We start from the raw sequence: 25126 nt of genomic DNA, 5'->3' as shown, positions 1-25126 counted from the left end.
CCGCCGTCCGTCCACTGTGGTCATCTCCGGCCGCGGGCGGGCCGGATCGCCCGCGGGGTGGGGCCCGCCCGCGGCCGGGCGGATCAGCCCCGGGCGGTCCGGATCGCCCGGCGGTACCAGTCGAAGCTGTCCTTCGGCGTGCGCCGCTGGTCGGCGTAGTCGACGTGCACCAGGCCGAAGCGCTGCCGGTAGCCGTGCGCCCACTCGAAGTTGTCCAGCAGCGACCAGCAGAAGTAGCCGCGCACGTCCACCCCGTCGGCGATCGCCTCGCGCACCGCCCGCAGGTGCCCGTCGAGGTAGCCGATCCGGTGCGGGTCGGCCACCCGGCCCGCTTCGTCCGGTTCGTCGAAGCCCGAGGTGCCGTTCTCGGTGACGTGGATCGGCGGCAGTCCCGGGTACTCGGCGCGCAGCCACCGCAGCACCCGGCCCAGCCCGGCCGGTTCCACCGGCCAGCCCATCGTGGTCGCGCCCGCCCACTCCGGGTGCACCTTCGCCGCCCCGATGTCGGCGGCGTCGCGGCGCACCGGATCGGGCTGTTCGTGCGGCGCGGCCCGCACGTACTCCGGGAAGTAGTTGTTCACGCCGAGGAAGTCCAGCGGGGTGCTCGCCAGCGCCAGGTCGCCGTCCCGGCGGAACCCGAAGTCGGTCAGCTCCCCCCAGGTCTCCTGCTCCGCCTCCGGGTGGCGGCCGGCCAGCACCGGGTCGGTGAACACCCGGTTGGACAGGCACTCCTGGCGCCGGGCGGCGGCGAGGTCGGCCGGGTCGTCGCCGGCCGGGCGCACCGAGTTGAGGTTCAGCGTGATGCCGAAGCGCTCGTCGCCGTGCCGCTGCTCGCGCATGGCCGTCACCGCGAGGCCGTGCGCCACCAGCAGGTGGTGCGCGGCCCGCAGCGCCCCGGCGCCCTCCCGGGTGCCGGGTGCGTGCCTGCCCTCGGCGTGGCCGACGAACGCGGTGCAGTACGGCTCGTTGAGGGTCGTCCAGTGCCCGACGCGGTCGCCGAGCCGCCGGTGCACCAGCGCGGCGTAGTCGGCGAAGCGCTGCGCGGTGTCGCGCTCCCGCCAGCCGCCGCGGTCCTCCAGGGCCTGCGGCAGGTCCCAGTGGTACAGCGTCGGGAACGGCTCGATGCCCGCCGCGAGCAGCTCGTCGACCAGCCGGGAGTAGAAGTCCAGCCCGGCGGCCAGCCCGGGCCCGCTGCCCTCCGGCTGGATCCGCGGCCAGGCGATCGAGAACCGGTAGGCGTCCACGCCCAGGGTGCGCATCAGCCCGATGTCCTCGGGGTACCGGTGGTAGTGGTCGCAGGCGACCTCCCCGGTGTCCCCGCCGTGCACCCGGCCCGGGGTGGCGGCGAAGGTGTCCCAGATCGACCGCCCCCGGCCGCCTGCCGCCACGGCGCCCTCGACCTGGTAGGCCGCGGTGGCCACCCCGAACCGGAAATCGGGCGGGAAGACCGGGAATCCGGCGACTCCGTCCATGTCAGCCCTGCTCCTTCCACTCGACCACCCGCACCCCGAACGGGGGCAGCACGATCGTCGACGCGTCCGCTCCGGTGCCCAGCTCGTGCAGCGCTCCCCCGGTGACCTCCGGGCGCACCGCGCGCTCCTGCTCGTGCTGGCTGACCAGCCAGCAGAACCGCCTGCCGTCCTCGTGCGCCAGGACGTCGACGAGCACCCGCGGGTCGTCGACCGCGACCGGGCGGCGCACCCCGGCGACCTCGGCCAGCGCGGCGTAGAGCCGGTGGGTGTCCTCCGGGTTGACCCGCGGGGTGACCGCGGCGAAGTGCTCCAGCGGGTAGGCGCACAGCACCGCCTGCCCCGCGCCGACCCGGTGCCGCAGCAGCGCGGGCCTGCCGTGCGCGTCGGTGGCGATCACCTCGGCGCCGTCGGGCACCACCGGCAGGTGGGTCCGGCTGTGCGCGTTGCCGCCCGCGCGGAACCGCAGCACCTCGCCCGCGGCGATGCCGCCGAAGTCGGTGCCGAAGGTCAGCTCCACGACCTCGTCGCCGACCTCGTCGACCACGCCGTAGGTGAGCTGCTTGCGCACCCCGAAGGTCTCGTCGAGGTAGGGCAGCCACGGTTGCCGGTGGTGGCCGACCTCGCCGGAGGTGTAGGACAGGTACAGCACCGCGCCGTCGGCGACCCGCTGCCGCAGCCGCTGCCACGTGGGGCCCTGGAGCTGCTTGACGCAGGGCAGCAGGTACAGCGCGCAGTCCTCGGCCACGCCGTCGCGCTCCCGGCTGAACCCGAGGGCCAGGTCGGCTTCCCGGGCCGCGACGTAGGCCTGGTGCAGCGAGCCGAAGATCAGCGGCCGGTCGTCGTCCTGGGCGAAGGGGTAGCCGCGCTCCAGGTACTCGCTGACCACCAGCGCCGCCTCCGCCGGGACCCGCTCGCAGCGGGCGAAGTCCACCGCGTCGAGCACCTCGGCGAACGCGGCGAGCTCGTGCAGCGGCGGCTTCGGCCGTCCCCGGTGGTCGGTGATGCCGAAGTGCATCTCGAACGGGTGGTGCGAGTAGGGCGGCTGCCCGATCAGGTCGTCGTAGTCGGTGTTGTTCCAGGCGAGCCAGCCGGTCGCCCCGGCCAGCAGCGAGGTGTGCAGGGTCTGCCGGTAGTAGTGCGCGGCGCCGTCCTCGCCGACCTGGTCGCTGGACAGGCCGAACTCCTCCAGCACCACGGGTTTGCCCGCCACCGCCGCCAGCTCGCAGACGAAGGCGGCGCCGAGGTGCTGGCGGACCGGGTCGCTGTCGGTCCGGTAGACGTGCGGGCCGACGAAGTCCACCAGCGCACCGGTCTCGCGCACCGAGAAGCCGTTGTCCACGCCGGTCACCTCGATGCCCCAGGCGCCGTCCCCGAGCGACACCGGCTGGTGCCCGCCGCCGGCGCGCACCGCCTGCACCACGAGCTCGGCCCAGGCGGTGACCTGCTCGGTGGGCGCCGGCGGCTGGTGCCGCAACCGCCCGTAGATCGGCATCTCGTTGCTGATCAGCCACGCCGCCACCGCGGGGTGCGCGGCGAAGCGCCGGGTCATCTCGCGGATGAACCAGGCCTGCCGGGACACCAGCCACACGTCGGCGTAGAGATCGCGGTCGCCGCGCCACGCCGGATCCCAGTTGTCCCCGGACATGTGCCCCACCAGGAAGGTCGGGATCGAGGCCATGCCCAGCTCGCGGTGCGCGTCGAGGAAGTCCGCGAAGTGCGCGCACCCGTCCTCGTCGATCGTCCCGGGCGTCGGCATGAAGTCCGGCCAGTAGAAGAACGAGCGGGTCTGCCGCAGACCGTGCTCGTGCAGCACCCGGAGCTCCTCGCGCACCACCTCCGGGTCGTAGTTCCGCCACATCAGCGGCCCGCCGGTGCGGGACCAGAAGTTGGCCCCGAGCCAGACGGCCGGTCGGCCGCCCACCACCAGCTTGGCCGAGTCGCGTCGCATCGGTAGTGCCCTCCTCGAAAAGGTTCCCGCCGGGCGGCGCCCCGCCCGGCGGTGCCCGATCACTTCACCGCGCCCGCGGTGAGCCCTTGCGCCAGGTACTTCTGCATCATCAGGAACCCGATGACCACCGGGATGCTCACCACCAGCGAGGCCGCCATCACCTCGTTCCAGTACACCGAGGTCTGGGTGGAGTACTCCCGCAGGCCGACGGCGAGCGTCCGGGTGTCCGAGGTGGTCATGATCGAGGCGAACAGCGTCTCGCCCCACGCCGTCATGAACGCGTAGACCCCGACCGCCGCGATGCCCGGCCGCGCCGCGGGCAGCACCACCCGGACCAGCGCCCGCACCGGTCCCGCCCCGTCGATCAGCGCCGCCTCGTCGAGCTCGCGCGGGATCGTGTCGAAGTAGCCGACGAGCATCCAGATCGAGAACGGCAGCGAGAACGTCAGGTAGGTGATGATCAGCCCGAGGTGGCTGCCGTAGAGCACGATCCCGGTGGCCTGGCCGATGGTGGCGTAGAGCAGGTACAGCGGCAGCAGGAACAGGATGCCCGGGAACATCTGGGTGGACAGCACGACCATCCGGAACGAGTCCCGGCCGCGGAACCGGTACCGGCTGATCGCGTAGGCCGCGAAGATCGCGACGAGCAGCGACAGCGCCGCCGCGCCGAGCGAGACCACCGCGCTGTTGATGAAGTAGTCCGCCAGCGGGATGGTCGACCACATGTCGACGAAGGGCTGGAAGGTGATCTCCGACGGGATCCACTGGAACCGGTCCTGCACGTCGGAGAGCGGCTTGACCGCCGTGGTCACCATCGTCACCAGCGGCAGCGTGGTGAACAGCCCGAGCAGCACCAGACCGACCACCCGCAGCACGCGGTACCAGTTCGGCTCAGACATCGCTCGACCTCCGGGACGTGACCGCGAGGTAGCCCGCGGTGACCAGCAGCAGGAACAGCAGCAGCAGCGCCGACATCGCCGACCCGAGGCCGAAGTTCCAGGTCAGGAACGAGCTGTTGTAGATGTGGATGGACAGCAGGTTCGCCGCGCTGGGCACCGACTTGTCGAACAGGATGTAGGCGACGTTGAAGTCGTTGAAGGTCCACAGGAACAGCACCAGCAGCAGGACCTGGGTGACCGGCCGCATCATCGGCAGCGTGATCGACCGGAACTGCTGCCACACCCCGGCCCCGTCGACCGTCGCGGCTTCGTAGACGTCGGTCGGGATGGACTGCATCCCCGCCATCAGCGCCAGGAACGCGAACGGCCACAGCCGCCACACCGCGGTCACCACCAGGCTCAGGAACGCGTTGTCGCCGAGCAGCCAGAACGTCTCACCGCTGCCGCCCAGCGACGCGAGCACGGAGTTCACCATGCCGTCGCCCTGGTCCAGCATGAACTTCCAGATCATCACGGCGGTGTAGACCGGCAGCGCGTAGGGCACCAGGAACAGCGCCCGCAGCACCGCCCGGCCGGGGAACGAGCGTTGCAGCAGGGTGGCCGCGAACATGCCCAACGCCCAGGAGATCCCCACGGTGAGCACCGCGAAGGCCAGGGTGATGCCGAAGGAGGTGAGCAGCTGGGTGCCGACCGCGCTGTCGAAGTCCAGCGCGAACCGGAAGTTGGCGAGTCCGGCGAACGGGGCGTTGAGCCAGTCCCGCAGCCAGAACTGGGTCAGCTCCAGCAGGCTCATCCAGAGCCCGCCGACCATCGGGACCAGGTGCACCAGCAGCTCGAACAGCAGCGCGGGCAGCACCAGCAGGTAGGGCAACCAGCGGCGGCCGGGCCGCCACCGGCCGCGCGGCGGGGTGCTCGGGGATTCGGCGGGCGCGGTGCGCACCGCGGCGGTGTCGGTCATCCTCCGATCCCCCGCATCTTCTGCTCGGCGTCGTCCAGGGCGGCGCGCACGTCGTCGCGGGTGACGTCCTGACCCGTGGCGATCCGGGCGAACAGGTCGCGCATCGCGGCGCCGACCGTGGTCTCGAAGTGGGCTTCGTTGGGGATCATCGGCACCGTCTCGGAATCCTGCTCCAGCACCTGCCGGAACACGTGGTCCACCGGGTTGTCGAAGGCCGGATCGCGGTAGGCGTCGGTGACCACGGGCAGCGTGCCGTAGGCGATGTTGAGGTCGGCCTGGGTTTCGGCGCTGGTCAGGAACTCGACCAGCTGGAGCGCTTCCTCGCGGCGCGGGCTGTCCTCGAACACCGCGATGTTGGAGCCCGCGACGTGGCTGCGCACCACCGCGCCGCCCGGCGGGAGCGGCTCGGGCACCGGCATCGGCACCACGCCCCACTCCTCGGCGGACATCCCGCTGCTCTCCAGCGTGGGGATGATGCTGTTCTGCGCGATGAGCATCGCCGCGCTGCCGTCGGTGAAGTTGGCCGCGGCGGCCGAGGCGTTGCCCTCCTCGGCGTCCTCCGGGCTGACCATCCCGCCCGGGCCCATCAGGTCGAGGTAGCGCTGCACCGCCGACACCGCGCCCGGGGAGGTGAAGGTGGCCCGGCCGCGCTCGTCGATGAGGTGCACGCCGTTCTGGCGGCCGAACATGAACGCGAAGTGCGCGTTCTCGGTGTAGCTGGCCCCGGCGATGGTCAGGCCCCACCGGTCCCGTTCCGGATCGGTGAGCCGCCGACCGGTCTCGACGAACTCCGCCCAGGTGCGCGGCGGTTCCAGCCCGGCCTCGGCGAAGCGCTCCTTGTGGTAGAAGAGCCCGTAGGCCAGGCCGTAGAGCGGCAGCGAGCTCGGCGGCCGACCGGCCATCCCCGCCGAGGTCATGCTGCTGGCCAGGAACCGGTCCCGGCCGCCGAAGCGCTGCATGAGCCGGTCGTCGAACTCGACGAAGGCCCCGGTCGCCTGCAACGAGGCCGCCCAGGTGTTGCCGAGGTTGACCACGTCCGGGCCGACGCCGGAGGTCGCCGCCGCCAGGATGCGGTTGAGCAGGTCGGCCCAGGAGATCACCTCGACGTCGACCTCGATGCCGGTGCGTTCGGTGAACTCGGCCAGTTCCACGCCGAGGATCTCCAGGTCTTGCTGGGCGCTCTTGCCCTGGTTGCTCGCCCAGTAGGTCAGGGTGCCGCCGGACCCGTCCGCCGGCTCGCTGCTCGCGCAGCCGGCCAACGCGCCTGCGAGCAGCACCGCGATGAGTGATAGCACGAGAGGCCGCTTGAACACGACAGAACTCCTCGTATCCCGCCGGACCCTCCGTTGGGTCCGTGGGAACCCAAGCTAGGGACTTAACCGGTTAACCAGAAGAGCGCGCGGGCGTGGGTTACCGGGTCGTTACGGGCGGTGCGTCCGGATCGGCGCTACGCGGGGCCGGTGCTCGACCGCACGACGAGGGTGCGGTCGCCGAGGTCGCCGTCCACGCCCACCCCGGTCTCGATCAGCTCCAGCAGCACCCGCGCCGCCTGCGCCCCGTCGGCGGTGACGTCGTGGTCGAACGCGGTGACCGCGGGCCGGACCACCCGGCACAGCATGGAGTCCTCCCAGGCCAGCACGGACAGCTCCGCCGGGATGCGGACGCCGAGCTCGTCGGCGTGGGCCACCGCGGCCACCGCCATCACGTCGTTGTCGTAGATGACCGCGGTCGGCCTCGGCCGCGCCGCCAGCAGCCGCCGGGTCGCCCGCAGCCCGCCGTCCTCGGTGTAGCCGCCGACCTCCCGGTGCAGCTCGATCCCGGCGAGCTCGTGGGCGGTGTCGCCGAGCACCGCCGCCCGGCGCAGCGTGTGCCGCAGGTTGTCCGGGCCCTGCACGTGCGCGATCCGCCGGTGCCCCAGCTCGACCAGGTGCGCCACGGCGCTGCGCGCGGTCCGCTCGTCGTCGGAGCGCAGCGCGGTGATCCCGGGCACCGGTCCGGCGGTGCCGAACAGCACCGCGGGCACGCCGAGCTCGCGCACCAGGCCGGGCCGGGGATCGGCGGTGCGCAGATCGGTGAGCACCACGCCGTCGATCCGCCGCTCCGCCCACCACTGCCGGTAGGTGGCCAGCTCGGTCTCGGTGTCGGAGGTCAGCGCGAGCTGCAACGAGACGCCGTAGGCGGACAGGGTCCGCTCCAGCCCGGCCACCAGCCGCATCAGGAACGGCTCGGTGCCCAGCAGTTCGGGCGGCCGGGCCAGCACGACGCCCACGCTGGCCGCCCGGTCGCTGGACAGCGCGCGGGCGGCGGTGCTGGCCCGCCAGCCGAGCGCGGCGGCCACGTCGAGGATGCGCTCCCGGGTCTCCGGCGACACCCCGCCCTTGCCGTTGAGCGCGTAGGAGACCGCGGCCTTCGACACCCCGACCTCCCGCGCGATGTCGATGATCGTCGGTCGTTTCACCCCTGCTCCTCGGCCCGCCCGTGCGCTGCGCGAGGAGGAATGTAGCGCGTGGCGGTCCCGACCCAGAAGGCCGCGCGCCCCGGGGCGCTCAGCGCCGGGGCGGGCCGCGTTCTACGGTGGGACCGTGCGACTGGCAGGAGTGATCTTCGACCTCGACGGCGTGCTGGCCGACTCCGAGCAGCTCTGGGACCGGATCCGGCGCGAGGTGACCACCGGTTCCGGCGGCCACTGGGCCGAAGGCGCCACCGAGGCGATGATCGGCATGAGCACCCCGGAGTGGTCGCGCTACCTCGTCGAGGAGCTCGGCGCGGACCTCACCCCGGAGCAGGCCGCCGACACCGTCATCGACCGGATGGCCGAGCGGTACGCGACCGACCCGCCGGTGCTGCCGCACGCCGAGGAGGCGGTGCGCGCGGTCGCCGCGGACTACCCGACAGCGATCGCCAGTTCCGCCCCGCCCCGGATCATCCTGGCGTTCCTGGAGATCACCGGCCTCGTCGACGTGGTGCGCGGGACGGTCTCCAGCGAGCAGGTGGGCGCGGGCAAACCCGCCCCGGACGTCTACCTGGAGGCGGCCCGGCGGATCGGGGTGCCCGCCGCCGAGTGCGCCGCCGTGGAGGACTCGGCCAACGGCATCCGGGCCGCCGCGGCGGCGGGCGCGACCGTGTTCGCGATCCCGAACCCGCACTTCCCGCCGGCCCAGGACGCGCTGGACCGCAGCCACCGGGTGCTCGGCGAGGTGCGCGAGGTGCCCGACGCCGTGCGCGCCCTCGCCGCGAGCTGACCGTCCACTGCGGACCTCCACCGTCCGGCCCTTGCCCGGTGCCCGGGAATTCGGGTAGGACTGGTGATCGCGCGCGTTCGCGCGGGCGGCGAGGAGGTTCCCATGGTGGTCGGCAACCCGTTCGACCTCACCGGGCACGTCAGCGTGATCACCGGCGGCAACTCCGGGATCGGCCTGGCGATGGCCAACGCGCTGGCCGCGGCGGGCGCCGACGTCTGCATCTGGGGCACCAACGAGCAGCGCAACGCCGCGGCCGCCGCCGAACTGGAGCGGCACGGGCCCGGTGTCCTCGCGCTGCGCTGCGACGTCGGCGACGAGGACCAGGTGGAGGCGGCGATGGCCCGCACCGCGGAGCGGTTCGGGCGGCTGGACTCCTGCTTCGCCAACGCCGGGGTGGGCGGCGGTGGCACCCGCTTCGTCGACACCGACCTGGCCGAGTTCCGCCGGGTCACCCGGACCAACCTGGAGGGCGCGTTCCTGACGCTGCGCGCGGCGGCGCGGGTGCTGGTCGAGCAGGGCGAGGGCGGCAGCCTCGTCGGCACCTCCAGCCTGGCCGCCCGGCAGGGCCAGCCGCGCGGGGAGGCCTACGCGGCGAGCAAGGGCGCGCTGATCTCGATGATCAAGTCGATCGCGGTCGAACTGGGCCGCCACCACGTGCGGGCCAACGCGGTGCTGCCGGGCTGGGTCAGCACCCCGCTGGCCGATCCGGCGCTGAACTCCGAGGGGTTCCAGCGCAAGGTGCTGCCCCGGATGCCGGTGGGCCGCTGGGGCCAACCCTCGGACTTCGGGTCGCTGGCGGTGTACCTGGCCAGCCCGGCCAGCGCGTTCCACACCGCCGACGCGCTCACCGTCGACGGCGGCTACATCTCCTTCTGAGTCCCGCAACCACCGTCAGGCAAGCGGCGAAGCCGCTTCCGCTTTGCCCTACCTAAGCAGCTTGCACCGCCGCGGGTTCTCAGCGGTCTTCTCGCGAGGACGCCCTGACGCTGTGTACGTGTTTGGTACATGAGGAAGGGCGCCCGGAGCGAGAAGGCCGCTGAGGTTCCGCCACCCGCACCGCCAAGCAAGACGAGTCCGAGGACGACCCGCACCGATCACGGGCTGCCGAGCAGGTCGAGGGCGGCGCACAGCACGCTGTCGGCGTCGATGCCGTGGTGCCGGTAGACGTCGGGCAGCGCACCGGACTGCCCGAAGCCGGTGACGCCGAGGTGCGCGGCGCGGACCTGGTTGATCCCGGCCAGGAAGGCCAGCGTGTGCGGGTGCCCGTCGAGCGCGGTGACCATCGGGGCGGCGCGGTGGGCCGGGAAGACCTGGTCCAGGACACCGCGATCGGTCCCGGTGCGCAGCGCCTCGAACAGGAGTCCGGGACTGGTCGCGCACACCACGTCGGCGCGCACGCCGAGGTCGTCGAGGCGGTCCGCGGCGGCCAGCACCTCGGGCAGCACCGCGCCCATCCCGACCAGGGTGACCTGCGGGGCGTCCGGGCGGCGCAGCGCGTAGGCCCCGGCCACCACCTGCCGCCTGCGCCGTTCCCGCGCCGCGGGGTCGGCCGGTACCGCGGCCAGCGCCTGGTCCACCGGCCGGGTGGACAACCGCAGGTAGGAGGACGTGCCGTCCGGCCTGCCGAGCCGCGCCAGCGAGGCCAGCAGGCACCACTCGACGTCCACCGCGAACGCCGGTTCGTAGGACACGCAGCCGGGCTGTTCCAGGGTGATCGAGGGGGTGGTCACCGATTGGTGCGCGCCGCCCTCCGGCGCCAGGCTCACCCCGGAGGGGGTGCCGACCAGGATGGACTGGCCGCCGCCGTAGAGGCCGAACGCCCACGGTTCCAGGGCGCGTCCCACGAAGCAGTCGTAGACCACGCCGATCGGCAGCAGCGGCCGGCCCCACCGGCTCCAGGTGCTGCCCAGCTCGCCGAGCAGCCCCACCAGGTTGGTCTCGGCGATGCCCAGCTCGACGTGCTGGCCCGCCGGGCGTTCCCGCCAGTGCAGGATGGTGTCGGCGTCGTCGGCGAACCAGTCCACCCGCTCGGCGGGCGACCACACCCCCACCTTGTTCAGCCAGCCGCCGAGGTTCGTCGAGGAGCTGACGTCCGGCGCCAGGGTCACCACCCGCTCGGCCGCCTCCGGCGCGCTGCGGGTCAGGTCCAGCAGCGCCCGGCCGAGCGCGGCCTGCGTGGTGGTGGTGCCGGTGGGCGTGCGCCCGATGTCGGTGGGCAGCTCCGGCGGGGCCGCCACCGGGGCGGGTTCGCGGCGCAGCCGCCGCGCGGTGTCCCGGCACAGCAGTCCGGCCGGGCTGCCTTCGGCGAAGCGCTGCCACGGCGCGTCGGGGTCGACGCCGATCCGGTCGGCGAGCTCGGCGAGCTGGTCGGCGGTGAGCAGCGACGCGTGGTTCTGCGGGTGGCCCTGCGAGGCCAGGCCGTAACCCTTGACGGTGTAGGCGAAGATCACCGTCGGCCGGGTGTCGTCGATGGCGCGGAACGCCCCGTCGAGCGCGTCGAGGTCGTGGCCGCCGAGGTTGCGGATCGCGGCGAGCAGCGCGTCGTCGTCCACGTCGGACAGCACCCGGGCGATGCCGGTGCCGTCCGCGCCGGGCAGCCGTTCCCGCAGCTCGGCCGCGGAGCAGCGCAGCAGCCGCTGGTACTCCGGGTTGCTCATGCCGTCGATGCGGTCCCGCAGCTCCGCGCCGCCGGGCCGGGCGAACAGCTCCTCCAGCTCCCGGCCGTACTTCACCGCGAGCACCTGCCAGCCCGCCGCGGCGAACATGCCCTGCAACCGGTTCGCGGCGATGTCGGGCACCACGCGGTCCAGCGACTGGCGGTTGAGGTCGACCACCCAGACGACCTCGCCGAGCCCGGCGACGGTCGGGTCCAGGATCGCCTCCCAGCAGGCGCCCTCGTCGAGCTCCGCGTCGCCGAGCAACGAGAACTGCCTGCCCGCGGGACCGCTGCCCGGGAAGTGGCTGTCCACGTAGCGGCGGGCCACCGCGCCCCAGATCGGGGCGGTGGCACCGATGCCGACCGAACCGGTGGAGTAGTCGGCGGGGACCGGGTCCTTGGTGCGGCTCGGGTAGCTCTGCAACCCGCCGAACTCGCGCAAGGTGGTCAGGGAGGACTGGTCGAGCGCGCCCAGCAAGTAGTTGATCGCGTGCAGCACCGGCGAGGCGTGCGGCTTGACCGACACCCGGTCGGCCGGGGTGAGGTGGCGGAACCACAGCTCGGTCATGATCGACACCATGGAGGCGCTGGAGGCCTGGTGGCCGCCCACCTTCATCCCGGAGGGGTTGGGCCGCACCCGGTTGGCGTGGTCGACGATCGCCGTCGACAACCACAGCACCCGTTGCTCGACCTCGCGCAGCACCTCGGTGCCGGTGCGGACCACCGCGCTGGTCATCGTTCCTCCTCGCCGCCGCCACATTGCTCCCGAGAGCAGACCAAGAGCACAATCACCGCACAAGACGACGGCCTGAAATCGCGCAGGATGCACCCCGCGGCCCGGGGTGCGCGCCCGGAGGTGAGCATTGTGCCCAGCGATGCGCTCGACGAGCTGGACATCCGGCTGCTGCGCGCCCTCACCGAGGAACCCCGCGCCACGGCCGTGGCGCTGGCCGAGCGCGTCGGGCTGTCCCGCAACACCGTGCAGGCGCGGCTGGCCAAGCTGGAAGCGGTCCTCGCCTCCTTCGAGAACCGCATCGACCCGGCGGTGCTGGGCTACCCGCTGACGGCGTTCATCACGGTGCAGGCCACCCAGCGGCTGCTGGACCAGCTCGCCTCGGCGCTGCGCACCATCCCGGAGGTGGTGGAGGTCGTCGGCGTCGCCGGGGAGACCGACCTGCACGTGCGGGTGGTCGCCACCGACACCGACGACCTCTACCGGATCGCCGGGCAGATCCTGGACGCACCGGGCGTCGAGCGAACCAGCACCGCGCTGGCGATGCGCCGGCTGGTCGACTTCCGGCTCACCCCGCTGCTGGAGAAGGTGCTCAGCGAGCGAGTTCGGCCCGCACGCCGACCAACCGCACCGGCCGGGCCAGCTCGAAGCGCTCCAGCGCGGTGAGCGCCGCGCGCTCGATCGCGTCCTGATCGCGGGTCGCCGCGTCCAGCCCGGCGCCGCGGGTGCGGGTGGCGAACCGGGAGTCGCGGACGGTGACCACGATCCTGCGGGCCAGCTCGTCGGCCTCCCGGAGGTCCGCGGCGACCACCTGGCACAGCCGCAGCACCTCGGCGCGGATCAGCTCGGCGTCCCGCACGTCCCGCTGGAAGGTGACCTCGCGGCCGTGCGAGCGGGCCTGGTGCGGCGCATCGGTCACCGGGCTGGAGTCGTAGCCGTGGGCCAGCGCCACCAGCCACGGACCGATGTTCGGCCCGAACTCCCCGGCCAGATCGGCCATCGGCGTCCCGGCCAGCGCCCGGACGGTCGTGATGCCCCGGGCGACGAGCTTCTTCGCCGTCTTGGCGCCGATGCCCGGCAACGCCTCCGGCGGCCGGTCGGCCATCACCTCGACCCAGTTCGCCCGCTCCAGCCGGAACACCCCGGCGGGTTTGGCGAAGCCGGAGGCGAGCTTGGCGCGCAGCTTGTTGTCGCCGATGCCGACCGAGCAGACCAGCCCGGTGGCCGCCAGCACCCGGGCCCGCAGCGACTCGGCGGTGCGCTCGGCGTCGTCGGTGTCCACCAGCAGGAACGCCTCGTCCCACCCGGCGACCTCCAGCACGCCGCCGGTCCCGGCCAGCACCGCCATCACCTCCGCCGACGCGGCCAGGTAGGTCTCCCGGTCGGTGGGCAGGAACACCGCGTCCGGGCAGCGGGCGGCGGCCGTGCGCAGCGGCGTCCCGGAGCTCACCCCGTGCGCGCGGGCCTCGTAGGACGCCCCGGCCACGACGCCGCGCTCGGTGGGGTCGCCGGAGCCGCCGACGAGCACCGGACGCCCGCGCAGCTCGGGACGGCGCAGCAGCTCGACGGCCACGATGAACTGGTCGAGGTCGGCATGCAGCACCACCCGCTCCACCGCTCCAGCATCGTCGGCACCGGGTGGGGCGGGCAACCGGGCGGATGCGCCAGACTGGCGGGATGGGCACGCGCAGCGCGGGGATCATGCTGTTCCGCATCGCCGACCGGGCGCCGGAGGTGCTCCTGGTGCACCCCGGCGGGCCGTTCTGGCGGAACAAGGACGCCGGGGCGTGGTCGATCCCCAAGGGCGAGCACGACCCCGAGGAGCGCCCGGAGGCGGCGGCGGTCCGGGAGTTCGCCGAGGAGACCGGGCTGGTGCTCGACGCGGCGGAGCTGACCGGTCTGGGCGAGGTCCGCCAGCGCGGCGGCAAGGTCGTCACCGCCTTCGCCGCCGAGGGCGACTTCGACGTCACCGCGCTGCGCAGCAACGAGTTCGAGCTGGCGTGGCCACCGCGCTCCGGCCGCGTCCAGCGGTTCCCGGAGGTCGACCGCGCGCTGTGGTGCACCCCGGACACCGCCCGCGACAAGCTGCTACCGGCCCAGGTGGCGTTCCTCGACCGCCTGTCCGACCTCCTAGCCGAAGCCCACCGGATCGACCGCTGAACCCCACCACCGACCGGGTGATCCGATCGCAGGTGAGGGGCACCCTTGCCCAAGTTGCTTGGACAAGGGTGCCCCTCACCTACTTCCCGTACGGGTGATCCGATCGGAGGTGAGGGGCACCTTCATCCGGCATAGTCGGATGAAGGTGCCCCTCACTCAGCACACTTCCGGGTGGTGGGCGGCGCTCAGTCCTCCAGCGCTCGTTCCTTGGTCTCCTTGCTGACCAGCAGCGCGATCAGCGTCAGCACACCCATCGCGGCCAGGTAGACGCCGACCCAGCCCAGCCCGTGCGAGCTGGCCAGCCAGGTGGCGATGTAGGGCGCCACCGAGGCGCCGAGCAGGCTGGCCACGTTGTAGGACACCGAGGCGCCGGTGTAGCGGACCGCCGTCGGGAACAGCTCCGGCAGCACCGCCCCCATCGGACCGAAGGTCAGCCCCATCAGGCCGAGCCCGACGATCAGGAAGCTCAGCGAGGACGCGGTGGAACCGGCGCCGAACCAGGGGCCGAGCAGCACGCCGAAGACGATGATCGCCACCGTGGTCACGATCAGGGTGGGGCGGCGCCCGTACCGGTCGGCCAGCAGGCCCGCGATCGGCACGGTCAGCCCGAAGAACACCACGCCGACCAGCAGCAGCACCAGGAATTCGGAGCGCTCGTAGCCCAGGCCGGTGTCGGCGGTGCCGTAGGACAGCGAGAACACCGTCATCAGGTAGAACAGCACGTAGGTCGCCAGCATGATGAAGGTGCCGAGCACCAGCGCGGTGAAGTCGGTGCGGAAGACCTGCACGAACGGCACCTTGGCGCGCTCGTTGCGCTCCACCACCCCGGCGAAGGCCGGCGACTCGTGCAGGCTCAGCCGCACCCACAGCCCGACGAGCACCAGGACCGCCGAGACCAGGAACGGGATCCGCCAACCCCAGGACAGGAACGCCTGGTCGCTCATCGTCCCGGACAGGATCAGGAACAGCCCGTTGGCCATGAAGAAACCGATCGGCGCCCCGAGCTGCGGGAAGGTGCCGAAGAAGGCGCGGCGTCCCGGCGGGGCGTTCTCGGTGGCCAGCAGCGCGGCGCCGCCCCACTCGCCGCCGAGCCCGAGGCCCTGGCCGAAGCGGCACAGCGCCAGCAGCAGCGGGGCCAGCACGCCGATCTGGGCGTAGCCGGGCAGCAACCCGATCAGCACCGTGGAGATGCCCATCGTCAGCAGCGAGGCCACCAGCGTGGACTTGCGGCCGATGCGGTCCCCGAAGTGGCCGAACAGCGCGGAGCCCACCGGGCGGGCGACGAAGGCGATCGCGAAGGTCGCCAGCGATTGCAGGGTGGCGGCGACGTCGTCGCCCGCCGGGAAGAACAGGTGCGGGAAGACCAGCACCGCCGCGGTGGCGTAGACGTAGAAGTCGTAGAACTCGATCGAGGTCCCGACGAGGCTCGCCACCACGACCTTCTTGGTCGAGTTCCGCGGGGACCCACCGGGACTCCCCTCCACCCCTGCTGGCGGAGCGTGGCCGACAGACATGGCCGAGCCTCCTCATTCATACGAACGGACTAGAGGACTCTAACCCGACAGCTACCAATCTCCGGGACCGGGTTCCCGGATGGTGGACGAGGTCACGGCCGCAGGAACCGCGCCAGCAGCACGGCGAGCTCGGCGGGGGCGTCGTGCTGCACCAGGTGGCCCGCACCGGAGAGCCGCTCGTGGCGCGCCCCCGGGATCGCCGCCGCGAGCTGGGCGCCCCGCTCCGGCGGCAGCCAGTCGTCGTGCTCGCCCCACCCGACCAGCACCGGGCAGCCCAGCGCACCGAGCCGGTCCTCGAACTCGCGGGTCCACCGCTCGTCGGCCTGGGCGATCTGCCGGTAGAAGGCCTGCTGGCCGGCCTCCCCGAGCCACGGTCCGACCAGCTCGTCGAGCACGGCGGGAGTCGGCTCGCGGTGCGCGGCGCTGCGCACGTAGCGGCGCACCAGCGCCTCGTGCAGGTGCGCGGGGAGGGCGCCGAACACCGCCGCGTGCTCCCGGACCAGCCGGAAGAACGGCGATCCCCACGGCCGGACGGCCACCGCGTCGAGCAGCGCCAGCCGCCCGTAGCGCGCACCGCCCAGCAGCGCGGTGCGGAGCGCCACCGCGCCCCCGATGTCGTGGGCGACCACCGCCGGTTCGGCCAGGCCCCAGCGCTCCAGCAGCTCGGCGAAGATCCGCTGCTGCCCGACCAGCGAGACGTCCTGGCCGTCCCGCATGGTGGACCTGCCGTAGCCGAGCAGGTCGTAGACGAACACCTCGTGGTCCCGGCTGAGCGCGGTGGCGACCTCCCGCCACACGACCGAGGAGAACGGCGTGCCGTGCAGCAGCACCACCGGGCTCCCCCGCCCCAGCCGCGCCCAGCGGACCGTGCCGCCCTCGGTCTCGTGCCGCTCCGGCAACTCCCAGCTCATGGACACCTCCAGTTACCGTCTTGATCGGTATGACGGTAACAGCCGCCGTTACCCCCAACAAGGCCCAAGCGGTAAGCTGCTCGACGATGAGCTACGACCGCCCCGCCGCCCCCGGACCGCTCGAAGCCGTCGAGGCCTTCGCCAACACGGCCCGCTTCCTGCGCCAGGAGGACCAGCTCGCCGACCTCGGCGGCGCGGTGGCGTGGCTGCGCGGCCGGGGATGCGAGGCGGCGGCCGCGGCCCTCGACGAAACCGGGCGGCAGGAGATGGTGGGACTCCGGGAGGCGCTGCGCGCGCACCTCGGCGGGCGATCGGCGGCCGAGCTCGACGCGGCGTCCCGGCGGCTGCTGGGCGCCCCGCAGTGGCGGGACGGTGGCCCCCGGATCGCGGTGCTCGCCGCCGATCCGGTGCGGCGGGTGCTCGGCGAGGTGGTGCGCTCGCTGGCGGAGGCGGAACTGGCCGGTGCCGACCGGCTCAAGGTCTGCCGCGCCGAGGACTGCCGGTGGGTGTTCTACGACCGCTCCCCGGCGGGCAACGCGACCTGGTGCAGCATGGACATCTGCGGCGCGCGGCACAAGATGCGGACCTACCGCTCCCGCCGCGGCACCGGCTGAACCCAGCGGCGGAAGGCACCCGCTCCGCTCCCGAGCCACGGGCGGCGCTCGACACGCCCGATCATCGACCGACCGGGCGCTCGCGGACAGGAGTGAGGGGCACCTCATCCGACTATGCCGGACGAAGGTGCCCCTCACCCAGGAAAGTCGGGGCCGACGCGGTCCCGCCGCGATCCGTTGCAGGCGCTCGCGGCGGGACGCGGACGGCTCAGACGACGGCCTCGTCCGGGTCGTCCGGGGTGTCCGCGCCGCGCTCGGGCAGCGCGGCGAACGCGGCGGGCGGCTCCTGCCACGGGTCGGGCAGCGCGCCCTCGCGCGCGGCGCTGATCGTGCTCCACACCCGCTCCGGCGTGGCGGGCATGTCGACGTGCCGGACCCCGAGGTGGCGCAGCGCGTCGACCACGGCGTTCTGCACCGCCGGGGTGGACCCCACGGTCGCGGACTCCCCGATCCCCTTGGCCCCCAGCGGGTTGCGCGGCGTGCCGGTCTCGGTGTTGTGGGCCTCCAGGGACGGCACGTCCGCCGCCGAGGGCATCGCGTAGTCGGCGAGGGTCGCGTTGCCCGGGTTGCCGTCGGCGTCGAAGGTGACCTGCTCCCACAGCGCCTGGGCGATGCCCTGGATCGCGCCGCCGTGCTGCTGCCCGCGCACGATGAGCGGGTTGAGCACCCGGCCGCAGTCGTCGACGGCGATGTGCCGCACCGGCCGGACCAGCCCGGTCTCGACGTCGACCTCGACCACCGACACGTGCGCGCCGAAGGGGAAGGTGGCGCCCTCGGGCGTGAAGTCCACCTGCGCGGCGAGGCGCTCGTCGTTCTCGGCCGCCGCGGCGACGACCTCGGACCAGCTCAGCGTCGCGGTGGGCACCCCGGCGACGCCGAGCGCGCCGTCCTCGGTGACCTCGATGTCGTCGACGGCGGCCTCCAGCCGGGTGGCCGCCAGTTCCTTGGCCCGCTGGAGCACCGCTTCACCGGCCCGCCGCACGGCGCTGCCGCCGAGCTGCAACGAGCGCGAACCGCCGGTGCCCGATCCGCGCGGCACCTCGGCGGTGTCGGACTGGACGAAGGCGATCGACTCCATCGGGATGCCCAGCACGTCGGAGACCAGCATCGCGAACGACGTCGCGTGGCCCTGGCCGTGCGAGGAGGTGCCCACCTTGATGCGGGCGCCGTCCGGGAGCACCTCGACCTCGGCGTACTCCCCGTCGCCGCCGCCGGTGATCTCGACGTAGCTGCTCATCCCGATGCCGAGCAGCACGGTCTCCCCGGCCTCGACGCGCCGGGCCTGCTCGGCCCGCAGCGCCTCGTAGTCGGCCTGCCGGAGCGCCTCGGTCAGGGGCAGGTCGAAGTCCCCGCTGTCGTAGTTGGCGCCGACCACGGTGCGGTACGGGAAGTCCTCCGGCGCCAGGAAGTTCTTCCGCCGCAGCGCCGCCGGGTCCATCGTCAGCTCCGCGGCGGCGAGGTCGATCATCCGCTCCAGCATCGCCGCCGCCTCGGGGCGCCCCGCACCGCGGAAGGCACCGACGGGGGTGGTGTTGGTCAGCACCGCCACGCCGTCGTAGCTGATCCGCGGGATCCGGTAGACGCCCTGGGCCATCATCCGGGTCGGTCCCAGCGCCAGCGCGCCGCCGAAACCCGCGTAGGCGCCGCAGTCCCCGACCACCCGGCAGCGCAGGCCGACGATGGTGCCGTCGGAGCGCAGCCCGAGCTCGGCGTACTGGACCTGGGCCCGGCCGTGCGGCATCGCCTGGAGGTTCTCCGAGCGGCCCTCCACCCAGCGCACCGGGCGCCCGAGCTCGCGGGCCACCGCGACGGCGACCACGTGCTCCGGGATCGCCCCGGCCTTGCCGCCGAAACCGCCGCCCACGTGCGGGGCGATCACCCGCACCCGCTCGATCGGCCAGCCGAACGCGGCGGCGAGCCCGGCGCGCAGGCCGTGCGGCATCTGGGTGGAGACGTGCACGACGACCTCGTGCTCGGCCTCCGGACCGCCGGGCACCACCGCGATGGCGTTGCCCTCCATGGGCACCACCGCGACGCGCTGGTTCTCGATCCGGGCCCGCACCACCACGTCGGAACCGTCGAGCACGTCGGCCCCGGCCGGATCGCGGAACCCGGCGGCGACGTTGGTGCCCAGCTCCGGGAACTGCCGGGGCGCGTCGGGTTCCAGGGCCCGCTCCGGATCCACGGCGACCGGGAGTTCCGCCAGGTCGACGTCCACCAGCTCCACGGCGTCCTCGACCGCCGCCGCGCTCCGCCCGACCACGACCGCCACCGCCTCGCCGGCGAAGCGGACCCGGTCGGTGGCCAGCGGCGTGCGCGAGCACGCGGGGTTGAGCTCCAGGAACGGAGGCGGGACCGGCAGTTCCAGGTCCGCGGCGGTGAAGACGGCGACCACGCCGGGCGCCTCGCGCGCGGCCGAGGTGTCGATGTCGTTGATCGTCGCGTGCGCGAGCGGCGATCGGACGAAGCCGATGTGCAGCAACCCGTCCACCGCGAAGTTGGGGACGTAGGTCCCGCCGCCGCGCAGCAGTTCGGGGTCCTCGACCCGCTGGACTTCGGTTCCGAGCAATGAACCCACCATGATCGGCAGCCTATCGCCACCGGCGGCCGCGGTCAGCGTCCTCGCGCGATCACCCCCGACCGGGTCCCGGACCGTCCACTGCGGACGTTCGTCCCGTTCCCGGCGCGGCGCGCCGGAATCGCGCTGGTCGGCCGCACCGCCCGGCCTCGGGCATCCGGCCCGCGACGAGCGGGTTTCGACTGCGCATCGTCCGTTGACCCACCCGGAGTACCGCTGTAGTTTTCACATACGAGCCCACGATTTCACACATGTGAAACTTTGCTCGAATGCGTGACCGCGGGCCCAGCCCGACAAGCACGAAGGAGTGCTCGATGGGGACACCCGTCGCTACCAGTGACGACCCGTACGTGCTCACCGCGGACGGGATCAAGGAACCTCCCAAGGGCTGGCGCGCCAGCCTGCGCTACCTGGGCCCCGGCCTGATCGTCAGCGCCTCCATCGTCGGGTCCGGGGAGCTCATCGCCACCACCGCGCTCGGTGCCCAGGTCGGCTTCGTCCTGCTGTGGATGGTGATCCTGTCCACCGCCGTGAAGGTGGCGGTGCAGGCCGAACTCGCGCGCTGGACGATCATCACCGGCAAGCCCGCCCTCACCGGGTTCAACGACGTGCCGCCGAAGATCGGGCGGCTGAGCTGGATCAACGTCCTGTGGGCGCTGATGGCGCTGTCCAAGCTGCTCCAGGTCGGCGGGATCGTCGGCGGCACCGCGGCGGCCCTGAGCGTGCTCGTCCCGGTCGGCGGTGAACCGCTGAGCTTCACCTCCCTGGCGGTGTGGACCGCGATCGTCGTCGCGGGCAGCATCGCGCTGCTGATCTCCAGCGGCTACACCGTCATCGAACGCGGCGCATTCGCCCTGGTGGCGGTGTTCTCGGTGGCCACCGTGGCGATCGCGCTGGGCCTGCCGTTCACGCCGTTCAACTACGGCGGCGAGGACGTGCTGACCGGCCTGACCTTCAGCATCCCGGTCGGCGCGCTCGGCGCGGCGGTGGCGATGTTCGGCATCACCGGCGTCGGCGCCGACGAGATCACCTTCTACACCTACTGGTGCGTGGAGAAGGGCTACGCCCGCTGGGTCGGCCCGCCGGACGGCAGCGAGGAGTGGGCGCGCCGCGCGCAGGGCTGGATCAAGGTGATGTACAAGGACGTCTTCCTGTCCTGGGTCGTCTACACCGTCGGCACCCTGGCCTTCTTCATCATGGGCGCGGCGGTGCTCAACCCGCAGGGCCTGGTGCTCGAGGGCAACGACATGATCGTGACCCTCTCGCAGATGTACACCGACGTCATCGGCGACTGGTTCGGCACCGCGTTCCTGATCGGCGCCATCGCGGTGCTCGGCTCGACGCTGTGGGCCTCGATCCCGAGCTGGTCCCGGATGTACGCCAACCTGATGGCCACGATGGGCCTGCTGGACTGGACCGACGCCAAGGCCCGCGCCCGGTCGATCCGGTTGTTCACCGTGCTGCTGCCGATCCTGTGGGGCGCGGCGTTCCTGTTCATCAACTCGCCGGTGGTGATGGTCCAGATCGGCGGCGTGATGACCGGGATCTTCCTGCCCGCCGTCGTGGTCGCCACCTGGTACCTGCGCAACACCCAGGTCGACAAGCGGCTGCACGGGTCGAAGGCGTTCAACGCGCTGCTGGTGGTCAGCAGCGTGGCCATCACCCTGGTCGGGATCTACAGCCTGCTCAACGTGTTCGGGTTCAGCCTGGGCTGAGGCACCGGCCGGTGGGGCGCCCGGGCGAGGCGCCCCACCACCCCCGGTCAGCGCGGCGCCATCCGGATCGCACCGTCGAGCCGGATGGTCTCGCCGTTGAGGTACGGGTTCTCCACGATCCCGCAGGCCAGCGCGCCGAACTCGGCGGGCCGGCCCAGCCGCTTGGGGTTCGGCACCGATTCCTCCAGCGAGGTCCGCACGTCCTCGCGGAGCCTGCCCAGCAGCGGGGTGTCCATGATGCCGGGGGCGATGGTGCAGACCCGGATCCCCTTGCTCGCCAGGTCCCGGGCCGCGCACAGCGTCATCCCGACGATGCCCGCCTTCGACGCGGTGTAGGCGATCTGCCCGATCTGGCCGTCGAACGCCGCGACCGAGGCGGTGAGCACGATGGCACCGCCCTCCCCGTCGATCGGGTCGTGCCGGGCGATGCGGGCGGCCCCGAGCCGCAGCGCGTTGTAGGAGCCGATCAGGTTGAGCTGGACGACGTCCTCGAAGGGTTCCAGCGCGCCGGGCGAGCCGTCCTTCTCCACCAGCCTGATCCGGGCGCCGCGGCCCGCGCAGTGCACCACCGAGCGCAGCGGGCCGAACTCGTCGGCGGCGTCGAGCGCGGCGGCGAACTGCTCGGCGTCGGTGATGTCGGCCGCGGCGAACCGCGCGTTCCCGCCGAGCCGCCGCGCCTGCTCCGCGCCCGGCGAGGAGGGCAGGTCGATGAGCGTCACCTTGGCCCCGGCCTCGACCATCTTCTCCGCGGTCGCCAACCCGAGGCCCGAGGCCCCACCGGTCACCGCCGCCGACATGCCGTCCAGACGCATGAGCAGTTCCCTCCCGCAACGATCCTTTCCGGCAATTCAACGAGCCGCCGCGCGCGGGGGTCAAAGTCGGCTCGGCGAACGGTCCCGTAGGCCGCGCCTATGCCGGAGGCGGTGCGGCTTCCCCGGAAGCCGATCGCGGCGCAGAATGCACCGCGTGGAGGACTGGACGATCGAGGCGGTCGAGCGCACCGACCCGGACCGCGCCCTGCTGCTGCGGGAGTACACCGGCGAGATGGCCGACCGCTACTACGGCCGGCCCGCCACCGCGGCCGAGGTGGACGCCGCGCTCGCCGAGGACGGTTCGGACGACCTGGTCGCCCCGACCGGGTTCCTGCTGGTCGCCCGGCATCCGGGCGGGCTCGCCGGGTGCGTCGGCCTGCGGCTGTGCCCGGAGGCGATCGGCGAGGTGAAGCGGATGTACGTGCGGCCGGGGCTGCGCGGGCGCGGGCTCGGCGGGGCGCTGCTGTCCGATTGCGCGCGGCGGGCGGAGCGGCTCGGGGTGCGCACGCTGCGGTTGGACACCCGCGGCGACCTGGTGGAGGCGCGCGGGCTCTACGCCAAGCACGGCTTCCGCGAGGTGCCCGCGTTCAACGCCGGCCGCTACGCCGAGCACTGGTTGGCCCGCCCGGTGCGCTGACGCCACCGGGCGCGCAGGATCACGGCGTAGGCCAGCGGCGGGTAGCGCAGCGGTTCCGGCAGCACCCGCATCACCGCCCGGACCACCCCGGCGAACCGCCGCAGCCGCCGCTCGTCGGCCGAGGTCCACACCAGCCCCAACCGGTCCCGCAGCTCCTCGGGCAGGATTCCGACGCTGGTCAGGGTGACCACCCGCCCGGCGGGTCGCATGACGAGGTCCCAGGCGCGGCGCGGGACCAGCGGGTGCGGCGGGGCCGGGTGGGCCAGGCTGTCCAGCACGTCGCGGGTGGACTGGTTGGACTCCAGCACCTCGTGCACGACCTCGTCGAACCACCGCGAGGCACCGGCCCAGTCCGGCGGCATGTGCCGGTCGCGCACGTGCAGCGCCCGCCCGACCGCGCGGAACTCCTGCCACATCCGCTCGGTCTCGTCCTCGGTCATCGGCGTGCCGAACCAGGCGGCGGTGTCGACCATGAAGCGGGCCAGGGTCAGGTGCACCCAGGCGTAGGCCACCGGGTCCAGCGCGTGGTACTCGCGGCCCTGCTCGTCCACGCCCCGGATGGTGCGGTGCACCCGCCGCAGCCGGTCGCCCTCGACCTCGGCGCCGTGGCCCAGCCCGTAGACGAAGCGCATCGTGGACAGGTGCGTGCGGAACGCGCGCGACCAGGGCGTGTTGCGGAAGTCGGAGTGCTGCAGGACCCCGGCCCCCACGACCGGGTGGGCCACCTGCAGGAGCAGCCCGGTGCCGGCGACGAAGACGCCGGGCAGTGCGGCGAACCGCCGCCAGGTCTCCGACTCCGGGCCGGGCAGGCCCGCGCGTTCCGGATCGTCCACGATCGCCACCACCTCGGTCCGCACCGTGCGAATCCTGGTTAACAATGCGAGGGTGCGCCCGGCCTGTCAAGTGCGTTCGCGCACGCGGGAGCCCGGTGCGGAGCGAGTAGAGTCCCACGAGCAGGACCTGCGCTCGCGACGGAGGGATCACCATGACGTCCTCGGCAGCGACCCGGCGGCGCTCCGCCGACCGGCGCGCCCAGCTCGCCGCCATCGCGGCGGAGCTGTTCTGCGAGCGCGGCTACCACGGCGTCGGGCTCGGTGAGATCGCGGCGAGCGCGGGCATCAGCGGCCCGGCGATCTACCGGCACTTCCCCAACAAGCAGGCGATCCTCGCGCACGCCGCGCAGGACTTCGCGCTCGCGCTGACCGACTGCGTCGAACGCGCCGCCGAGCATCCCGGCGATCCCCGGGAACGGCTCACCGCAGCGCTGGAATCGGTGGTGCGGCTGGTGGTCCGGCGCCGGGGCGGCGTCCGGCTCTACCAGTGGGAGTACCGCCACCTCGCCGCCGAGCACCGCACCGAGGTCAGGCGCGCCATCCGCTCGTTGATCGGCGCCGTGGCCCGGTCGCTGCGCCAGGTCCGGCCGGAGCTGGACGACGGGGCGGCGGCGCTGCTGGCGTCCGTGGCGCTGAGCGGGATCGCGAGCTGGTCGACGCACCACGCCGCGGCCACCGACCGGGCGGCCGAGCGAGGTCTGCTGGCGGTGGCCTGGACCGCGCTCACCACCCCGCTGCCCGCCTCCCCGCCGGCACCTGCCTCCGAACCGGTCGCGGCGGGATCGGTCGCGGTGCACGCCTCGCGCCGGGAGAAGCTGCTCGCGGCGGCGGTGCCGCTGCTGCGCACCCGCGGCTTCCACGACGTGCGCATGGAGGAGATCGGCGCGGCGGCCGGGATCAACGGATCCAGCGTCTACCGGCACTTCAGCGGCAAGGGCGACCTGCTGGCGGCGGTCTACTACCGCGCGACCGAACGGCTCGCGGCGCTGACCGAGCACGCCCTGCGCGACGTCGCGGACCCGGACCTGGCCGTGGAGCGGCTGGTCTCGGCCTACACCGCCTTCGCCTTCGAGCACCGCGACCTCGCCGCGGTCTACCTCTCCGAGTACCGCAACCTGCCCACCCCGGACCGGCACGCGCTGCGCCGGGCGCAGCGCGACCACCTGCGGCGCTGGGTCGCGCTCGCCACCGAGGTCCGGCGGGACCGGCAGGCCGGGCGCACGCAGCTCGCCGCGTACGCGGCGGTCAACGTCATCAACGACCTGGCGATGGCGGGCACCCGCGCGGCCGGGCCGGAGCACGCGGCGCACCTGGCGCTGCGGATCCTCCGGTGCGCCGACTGACGGAGCCGGGCCACCTTCGCCGCTGGTGAACCCGGCATCGCACTGCTCTCGATGCGGTCTTGGGCCATTCCGGTGTTGTCCACGCTGCTCAGCCACCACCG

General features: G+C 73.2%; 21 protein-coding genes. 8 read left to right on the top strand and 13 right to left on the bottom strand.

Annotation, left to right across the window (positions count from 1 at the left end):
* Positions 1-83: 83 nt before the first annotated feature.
* The 6 genes from ABD976_RS20875 to ABD976_RS20850 all read right to left on the bottom strand — a co-directional run bounded on the left by ABD976_RS20875 (position 84) and on the right by ABD976_RS20850 (position 7735).
* The gene (locus ABD976_RS20875) at positions 84-1472 is read right to left on the bottom strand and encodes a GH1 family beta-glucosidase (RefSeq protein WP_345365769.1); all 1389 of its coding nucleotides are present in this window, start codon (positions 1470-1472) and stop codon (positions 84-86) included.
* A 1-nt stretch (position 1473) separates the two neighbouring features.
* On the bottom strand, positions 1474-3420 hold the full coding sequence (locus ABD976_RS20870) for a cellulase family glycosylhydrolase (RefSeq protein ID WP_345365767.1): 1947 nt from the start codon (positions 3418-3420) through the stop codon (positions 1474-1476).
* Between the two features lie 59 nt (positions 3421-3479).
* Positions 3480-4319 carry a carbohydrate ABC transporter permease gene (locus tag ABD976_RS20865; protein WP_345365765.1) on the bottom strand — a complete coding sequence of 280 codons (840 nt, stop codon included), beginning with the start codon at positions 4317-4319 and terminating at the stop codon, positions 3480-3482.
* Positions 4312-5277 (bottom strand): carbohydrate ABC transporter permease, encoded by a 966-nt coding sequence (locus ABD976_RS20860; protein ID WP_345365763.1) that lies wholly within the window; start codon positions 5275-5277, stop codon positions 4312-4314. Before ABD976_RS20860 ends, ABD976_RS20865 begins: the two co-directional genes overlap by 8 nt.
* Entirely contained in the window at positions 5274-6590 is a 1317-nt protein-coding gene (locus ABD976_RS20855) for an ABC transporter substrate-binding protein (RefSeq protein WP_345365761.1), read from the bottom strand. The genes ABD976_RS20860 and ABD976_RS20855 overlap by 4 nt, the downstream gene beginning before the upstream one ends.
* Before the next feature lie 134 nt (positions 6591-6724).
* On the bottom strand, positions 6725-7735 hold the full coding sequence (locus ABD976_RS20850) for a LacI family DNA-binding transcriptional regulator (protein WP_345365759.1): 1011 nt from the start codon (positions 7733-7735) through the stop codon (positions 6725-6727).
* Positions 7736-7865: 130 nt separating this feature from the next.
* On the opposite strand from ABD976_RS20850, the gene ABD976_RS20845 reads away from it, so the two are divergent.
* Positions 7866-8519, top strand: coding sequence for an HAD family hydrolase (locus tag ABD976_RS20845; RefSeq protein ID WP_345366839.1), 654 nt, complete (start codon positions 7866-7868; stop codon positions 8517-8519).
* 102 nt (positions 8520-8621) lie between these two features.
* Positions 8622-9395 (top strand): SDR family NAD(P)-dependent oxidoreductase, encoded by a 774-nt coding sequence (locus tag ABD976_RS20840; RefSeq protein ID WP_345365757.1) that lies wholly within the window; start codon positions 8622-8624, stop codon positions 9393-9395.
* Between the two features lie 218 nt (positions 9396-9613).
* Here the strand turns inward: ABD976_RS20840 and ABD976_RS20835 are convergent, their stop codons facing one another.
* Positions 9614-11911, bottom strand: a complete 2298-nt coding sequence (locus ABD976_RS20835; protein ID WP_345365755.1) for a transketolase-like TK C-terminal-containing protein — start codon at positions 11909-11911, stop codon at positions 9614-9616.
* Positions 11912-12040: 129 nt separating this feature from the next.
* Between ABD976_RS20835 and ABD976_RS20830 the strand changes: the two genes are divergently transcribed.
* Positions 12041-12574, top strand: a complete 534-nt coding sequence (locus ABD976_RS20830) for an Lrp/AsnC family transcriptional regulator (protein ID WP_345365753.1) — start codon at positions 12041-12043, stop codon at positions 12572-12574.
* Here the strand turns inward: ABD976_RS20830 and ABD976_RS20825 are convergent.
* Positions 12501-13511 (bottom strand): DNA polymerase IV, encoded by a 1011-nt coding sequence (locus tag ABD976_RS20825; protein WP_345365751.1) that lies wholly within the window; start codon positions 13509-13511, stop codon positions 12501-12503. The two genes, ABD976_RS20830 and ABD976_RS20825, sit on opposite strands and share 74 nt — an antisense overlap.
* 74 nt (positions 13512-13585) lie before the next feature.
* On the opposite strand from ABD976_RS20825, the gene ABD976_RS20820 reads away from it, so the two are divergent.
* Positions 13586-14068 carry an NUDIX hydrolase gene (locus ABD976_RS20820; RefSeq protein WP_345365749.1) on the top strand — a complete coding sequence of 161 codons (483 nt, stop codon included), beginning with the start codon at positions 13586-13588 and terminating at the stop codon, positions 14066-14068.
* 185 nt (positions 14069-14253) lie between these two features.
* On the opposite strand, the gene ABD976_RS20815 is transcribed toward ABD976_RS20820, so the two are convergent.
* A complete protein-coding gene (locus ABD976_RS20815) occupies positions 14254-15501 on the bottom strand; it encodes an MFS transporter (RefSeq protein ID WP_345365747.1) in 1248 nt (415 codons plus the stop codon).
* Positions 15502-15674: 173 nt separating this feature from the next.
* Positions 15675-16493 carry an alpha/beta fold hydrolase gene (locus tag ABD976_RS20810; protein ID WP_345365745.1) on the bottom strand — a complete coding sequence of 273 codons (819 nt, stop codon included), beginning with the start codon at positions 16491-16493 and terminating at the stop codon, positions 15675-15677.
* A gap of 86 nt (positions 16494-16579) precedes the next feature.
* Here ABD976_RS20810 and ABD976_RS20805 point away from each other — a divergent pair, with 86 nt between their 5' ends.
* Entirely contained in the window at positions 16580-17107 is a 528-nt protein-coding gene (locus tag ABD976_RS20805; protein WP_345365743.1) for a CGNR zinc finger domain-containing protein, read from the top strand.
* A 208-nt stretch (positions 17108-17315) separates the two neighbouring features.
* Here ABD976_RS20805 and ABD976_RS20800 read toward each other — a convergent pair whose 3' ends face one another.
* Entirely contained in the window at positions 17316-19688 is a 2373-nt protein-coding gene (locus tag ABD976_RS20800) for a xanthine dehydrogenase family protein molybdopterin-binding subunit (protein WP_345365741.1), read from the bottom strand.
* Between the two features lie 311 nt (positions 19689-19999).
* Between ABD976_RS20800 and ABD976_RS20795 the strand changes: the two genes are divergently transcribed.
* Positions 20000-21400 carry an Nramp family divalent metal transporter gene (locus ABD976_RS20795; protein WP_345365739.1) on the top strand — a complete coding sequence of 467 codons (1401 nt, stop codon included), beginning with the start codon at positions 20000-20002 and terminating at the stop codon, positions 21398-21400.
* A 47-nt stretch (positions 21401-21447) separates the two neighbouring features.
* On the opposite strand, the gene ABD976_RS20790 is transcribed toward ABD976_RS20795, so the two are convergent.
* Entirely contained in the window at positions 21448-22212 is a 765-nt protein-coding gene (locus ABD976_RS20790) for an SDR family NAD(P)-dependent oxidoreductase (RefSeq protein WP_345365737.1), read from the bottom strand.
* Positions 22213-22366: 154 nt separating this feature from the next.
* On the opposite strand from ABD976_RS20790, the gene ABD976_RS20785 reads away from it, so the two are divergent.
* Entirely contained in the window at positions 22367-22849 is a 483-nt protein-coding gene (locus ABD976_RS20785) for a GNAT family N-acetyltransferase (protein ID WP_369775079.1), read from the top strand.
* Here the strand turns inward: ABD976_RS20785 and ABD976_RS20780 are convergent.
* Entirely contained in the window at positions 22813-23706 is an 894-nt protein-coding gene (locus ABD976_RS20780; protein WP_345365733.1) for an oxygenase MpaB family protein, read from the bottom strand. The genes ABD976_RS20785 and ABD976_RS20780 overlap by 37 nt on opposite strands.
* A gap of 128 nt (positions 23707-23834) precedes the next feature.
* On the opposite strand from ABD976_RS20780, the gene ABD976_RS20775 reads away from it, so the two are divergent.
* Positions 23835-25025: a TetR/AcrR family transcriptional regulator gene (locus tag ABD976_RS20775; protein ID WP_345365731.1), complete on the top strand. Its 1191-nt coding sequence runs from the start codon at positions 23835-23837 to the stop codon at positions 25023-25025.
* Positions 25026-25126 lie beyond the last annotated feature (101 nt).

It is taken from the genome of Saccharopolyspora cebuensis (genome assembly GCF_039542665.1).
Taxonomy (GTDB): Bacteria; Actinomycetota; Actinomycetes; order Mycobacteriales; family Pseudonocardiaceae; genus Saccharopolyspora; species Saccharopolyspora cebuensis.
The sequence above is the reverse complement of the archived record's forward strand: the minus strand, read 5'-3'. Positions and strand labels throughout refer to the sequence as shown.

Bases quoted from the DNA above. Each gene is read 5' to 3' on its own strand.
- ABD976_RS20860 (WP_345365763.1), bottom strand. From the start codon at position 5,277: ATGACCGACACCGCCGCGGTGCGCACCGCGCCCGCCGAATCCCCGAGC.
- ABD976_RS20865 (WP_345365765.1), bottom strand. From the start codon at position 4,319: ATGTCTGAGCCGAACTGGTACCGCGTGCTGCGGGTGGTCGGTCTGGTG.
- ABD976_RS20840 (WP_345365757.1), top strand. From the start codon at position 8,622: ATGGTGGTCGGCAACCCGTTCGACCTCACCGGGCACGTCAGCGTGATC.
- ABD976_RS20790 (WP_345365737.1), bottom strand. From the start codon at position 22,212: ATGCGTCTGGACGGCATGTCGGCGGCGGTGACCGGTGGGGCCTCGGGC.
- ABD976_RS20800 (WP_345365741.1), bottom strand. From the start codon at position 19,688: ATGGTGGGTTCATTGCTCGGAACCGAAGTCCAGCGGGTCGAGGACCCC.
- ABD976_RS20805 (WP_345365743.1), top strand. From the start codon at position 16,580: ATGAGCTACGACCGCCCCGCCGCCCCCGGACCGCTCGAAGCCGTCGAG.
- ABD976_RS20820 (WP_345365749.1), top strand. From the start codon at position 13,586: ATGGGCACGCGCAGCGCGGGGATCATGCTGTTCCGCATCGCCGACCGG.
- ABD976_RS20870 (WP_345365767.1), bottom strand. From the start codon at position 3,420: ATGCGACGCGACTCGGCCAAGCTGGTGGTGGGCGGCCGACCGGCCGTC.
- ABD976_RS20835 (WP_345365755.1), bottom strand. From the start codon at position 11,911: ATGACCAGCGCGGTGGTCCGCACCGGCACCGAGGTGCTGCGCGAGGTC.
- ABD976_RS20775 (WP_345365731.1), top strand. From the start codon at position 23,835: ATGACGTCCTCGGCAGCGACCCGGCGGCGCTCCGCCGACCGGCGCGCC.
- ABD976_RS20875 (WP_345365769.1), bottom strand. From the start codon at position 1,472: ATGGACGGAGTCGCCGGATTCCCGGTCTTCCCGCCCGATTTCCGGTTC.
- ABD976_RS20810 (WP_345365745.1), bottom strand. From the start codon at position 16,493: ATGAGCTGGGAGTTGCCGGAGCGGCACGAGACCGAGGGCGGCACGGTC.
- ABD976_RS20795 (WP_345365739.1), top strand. From the start codon at position 20,000: ATGGGGACACCCGTCGCTACCAGTGACGACCCGTACGTGCTCACCGCG.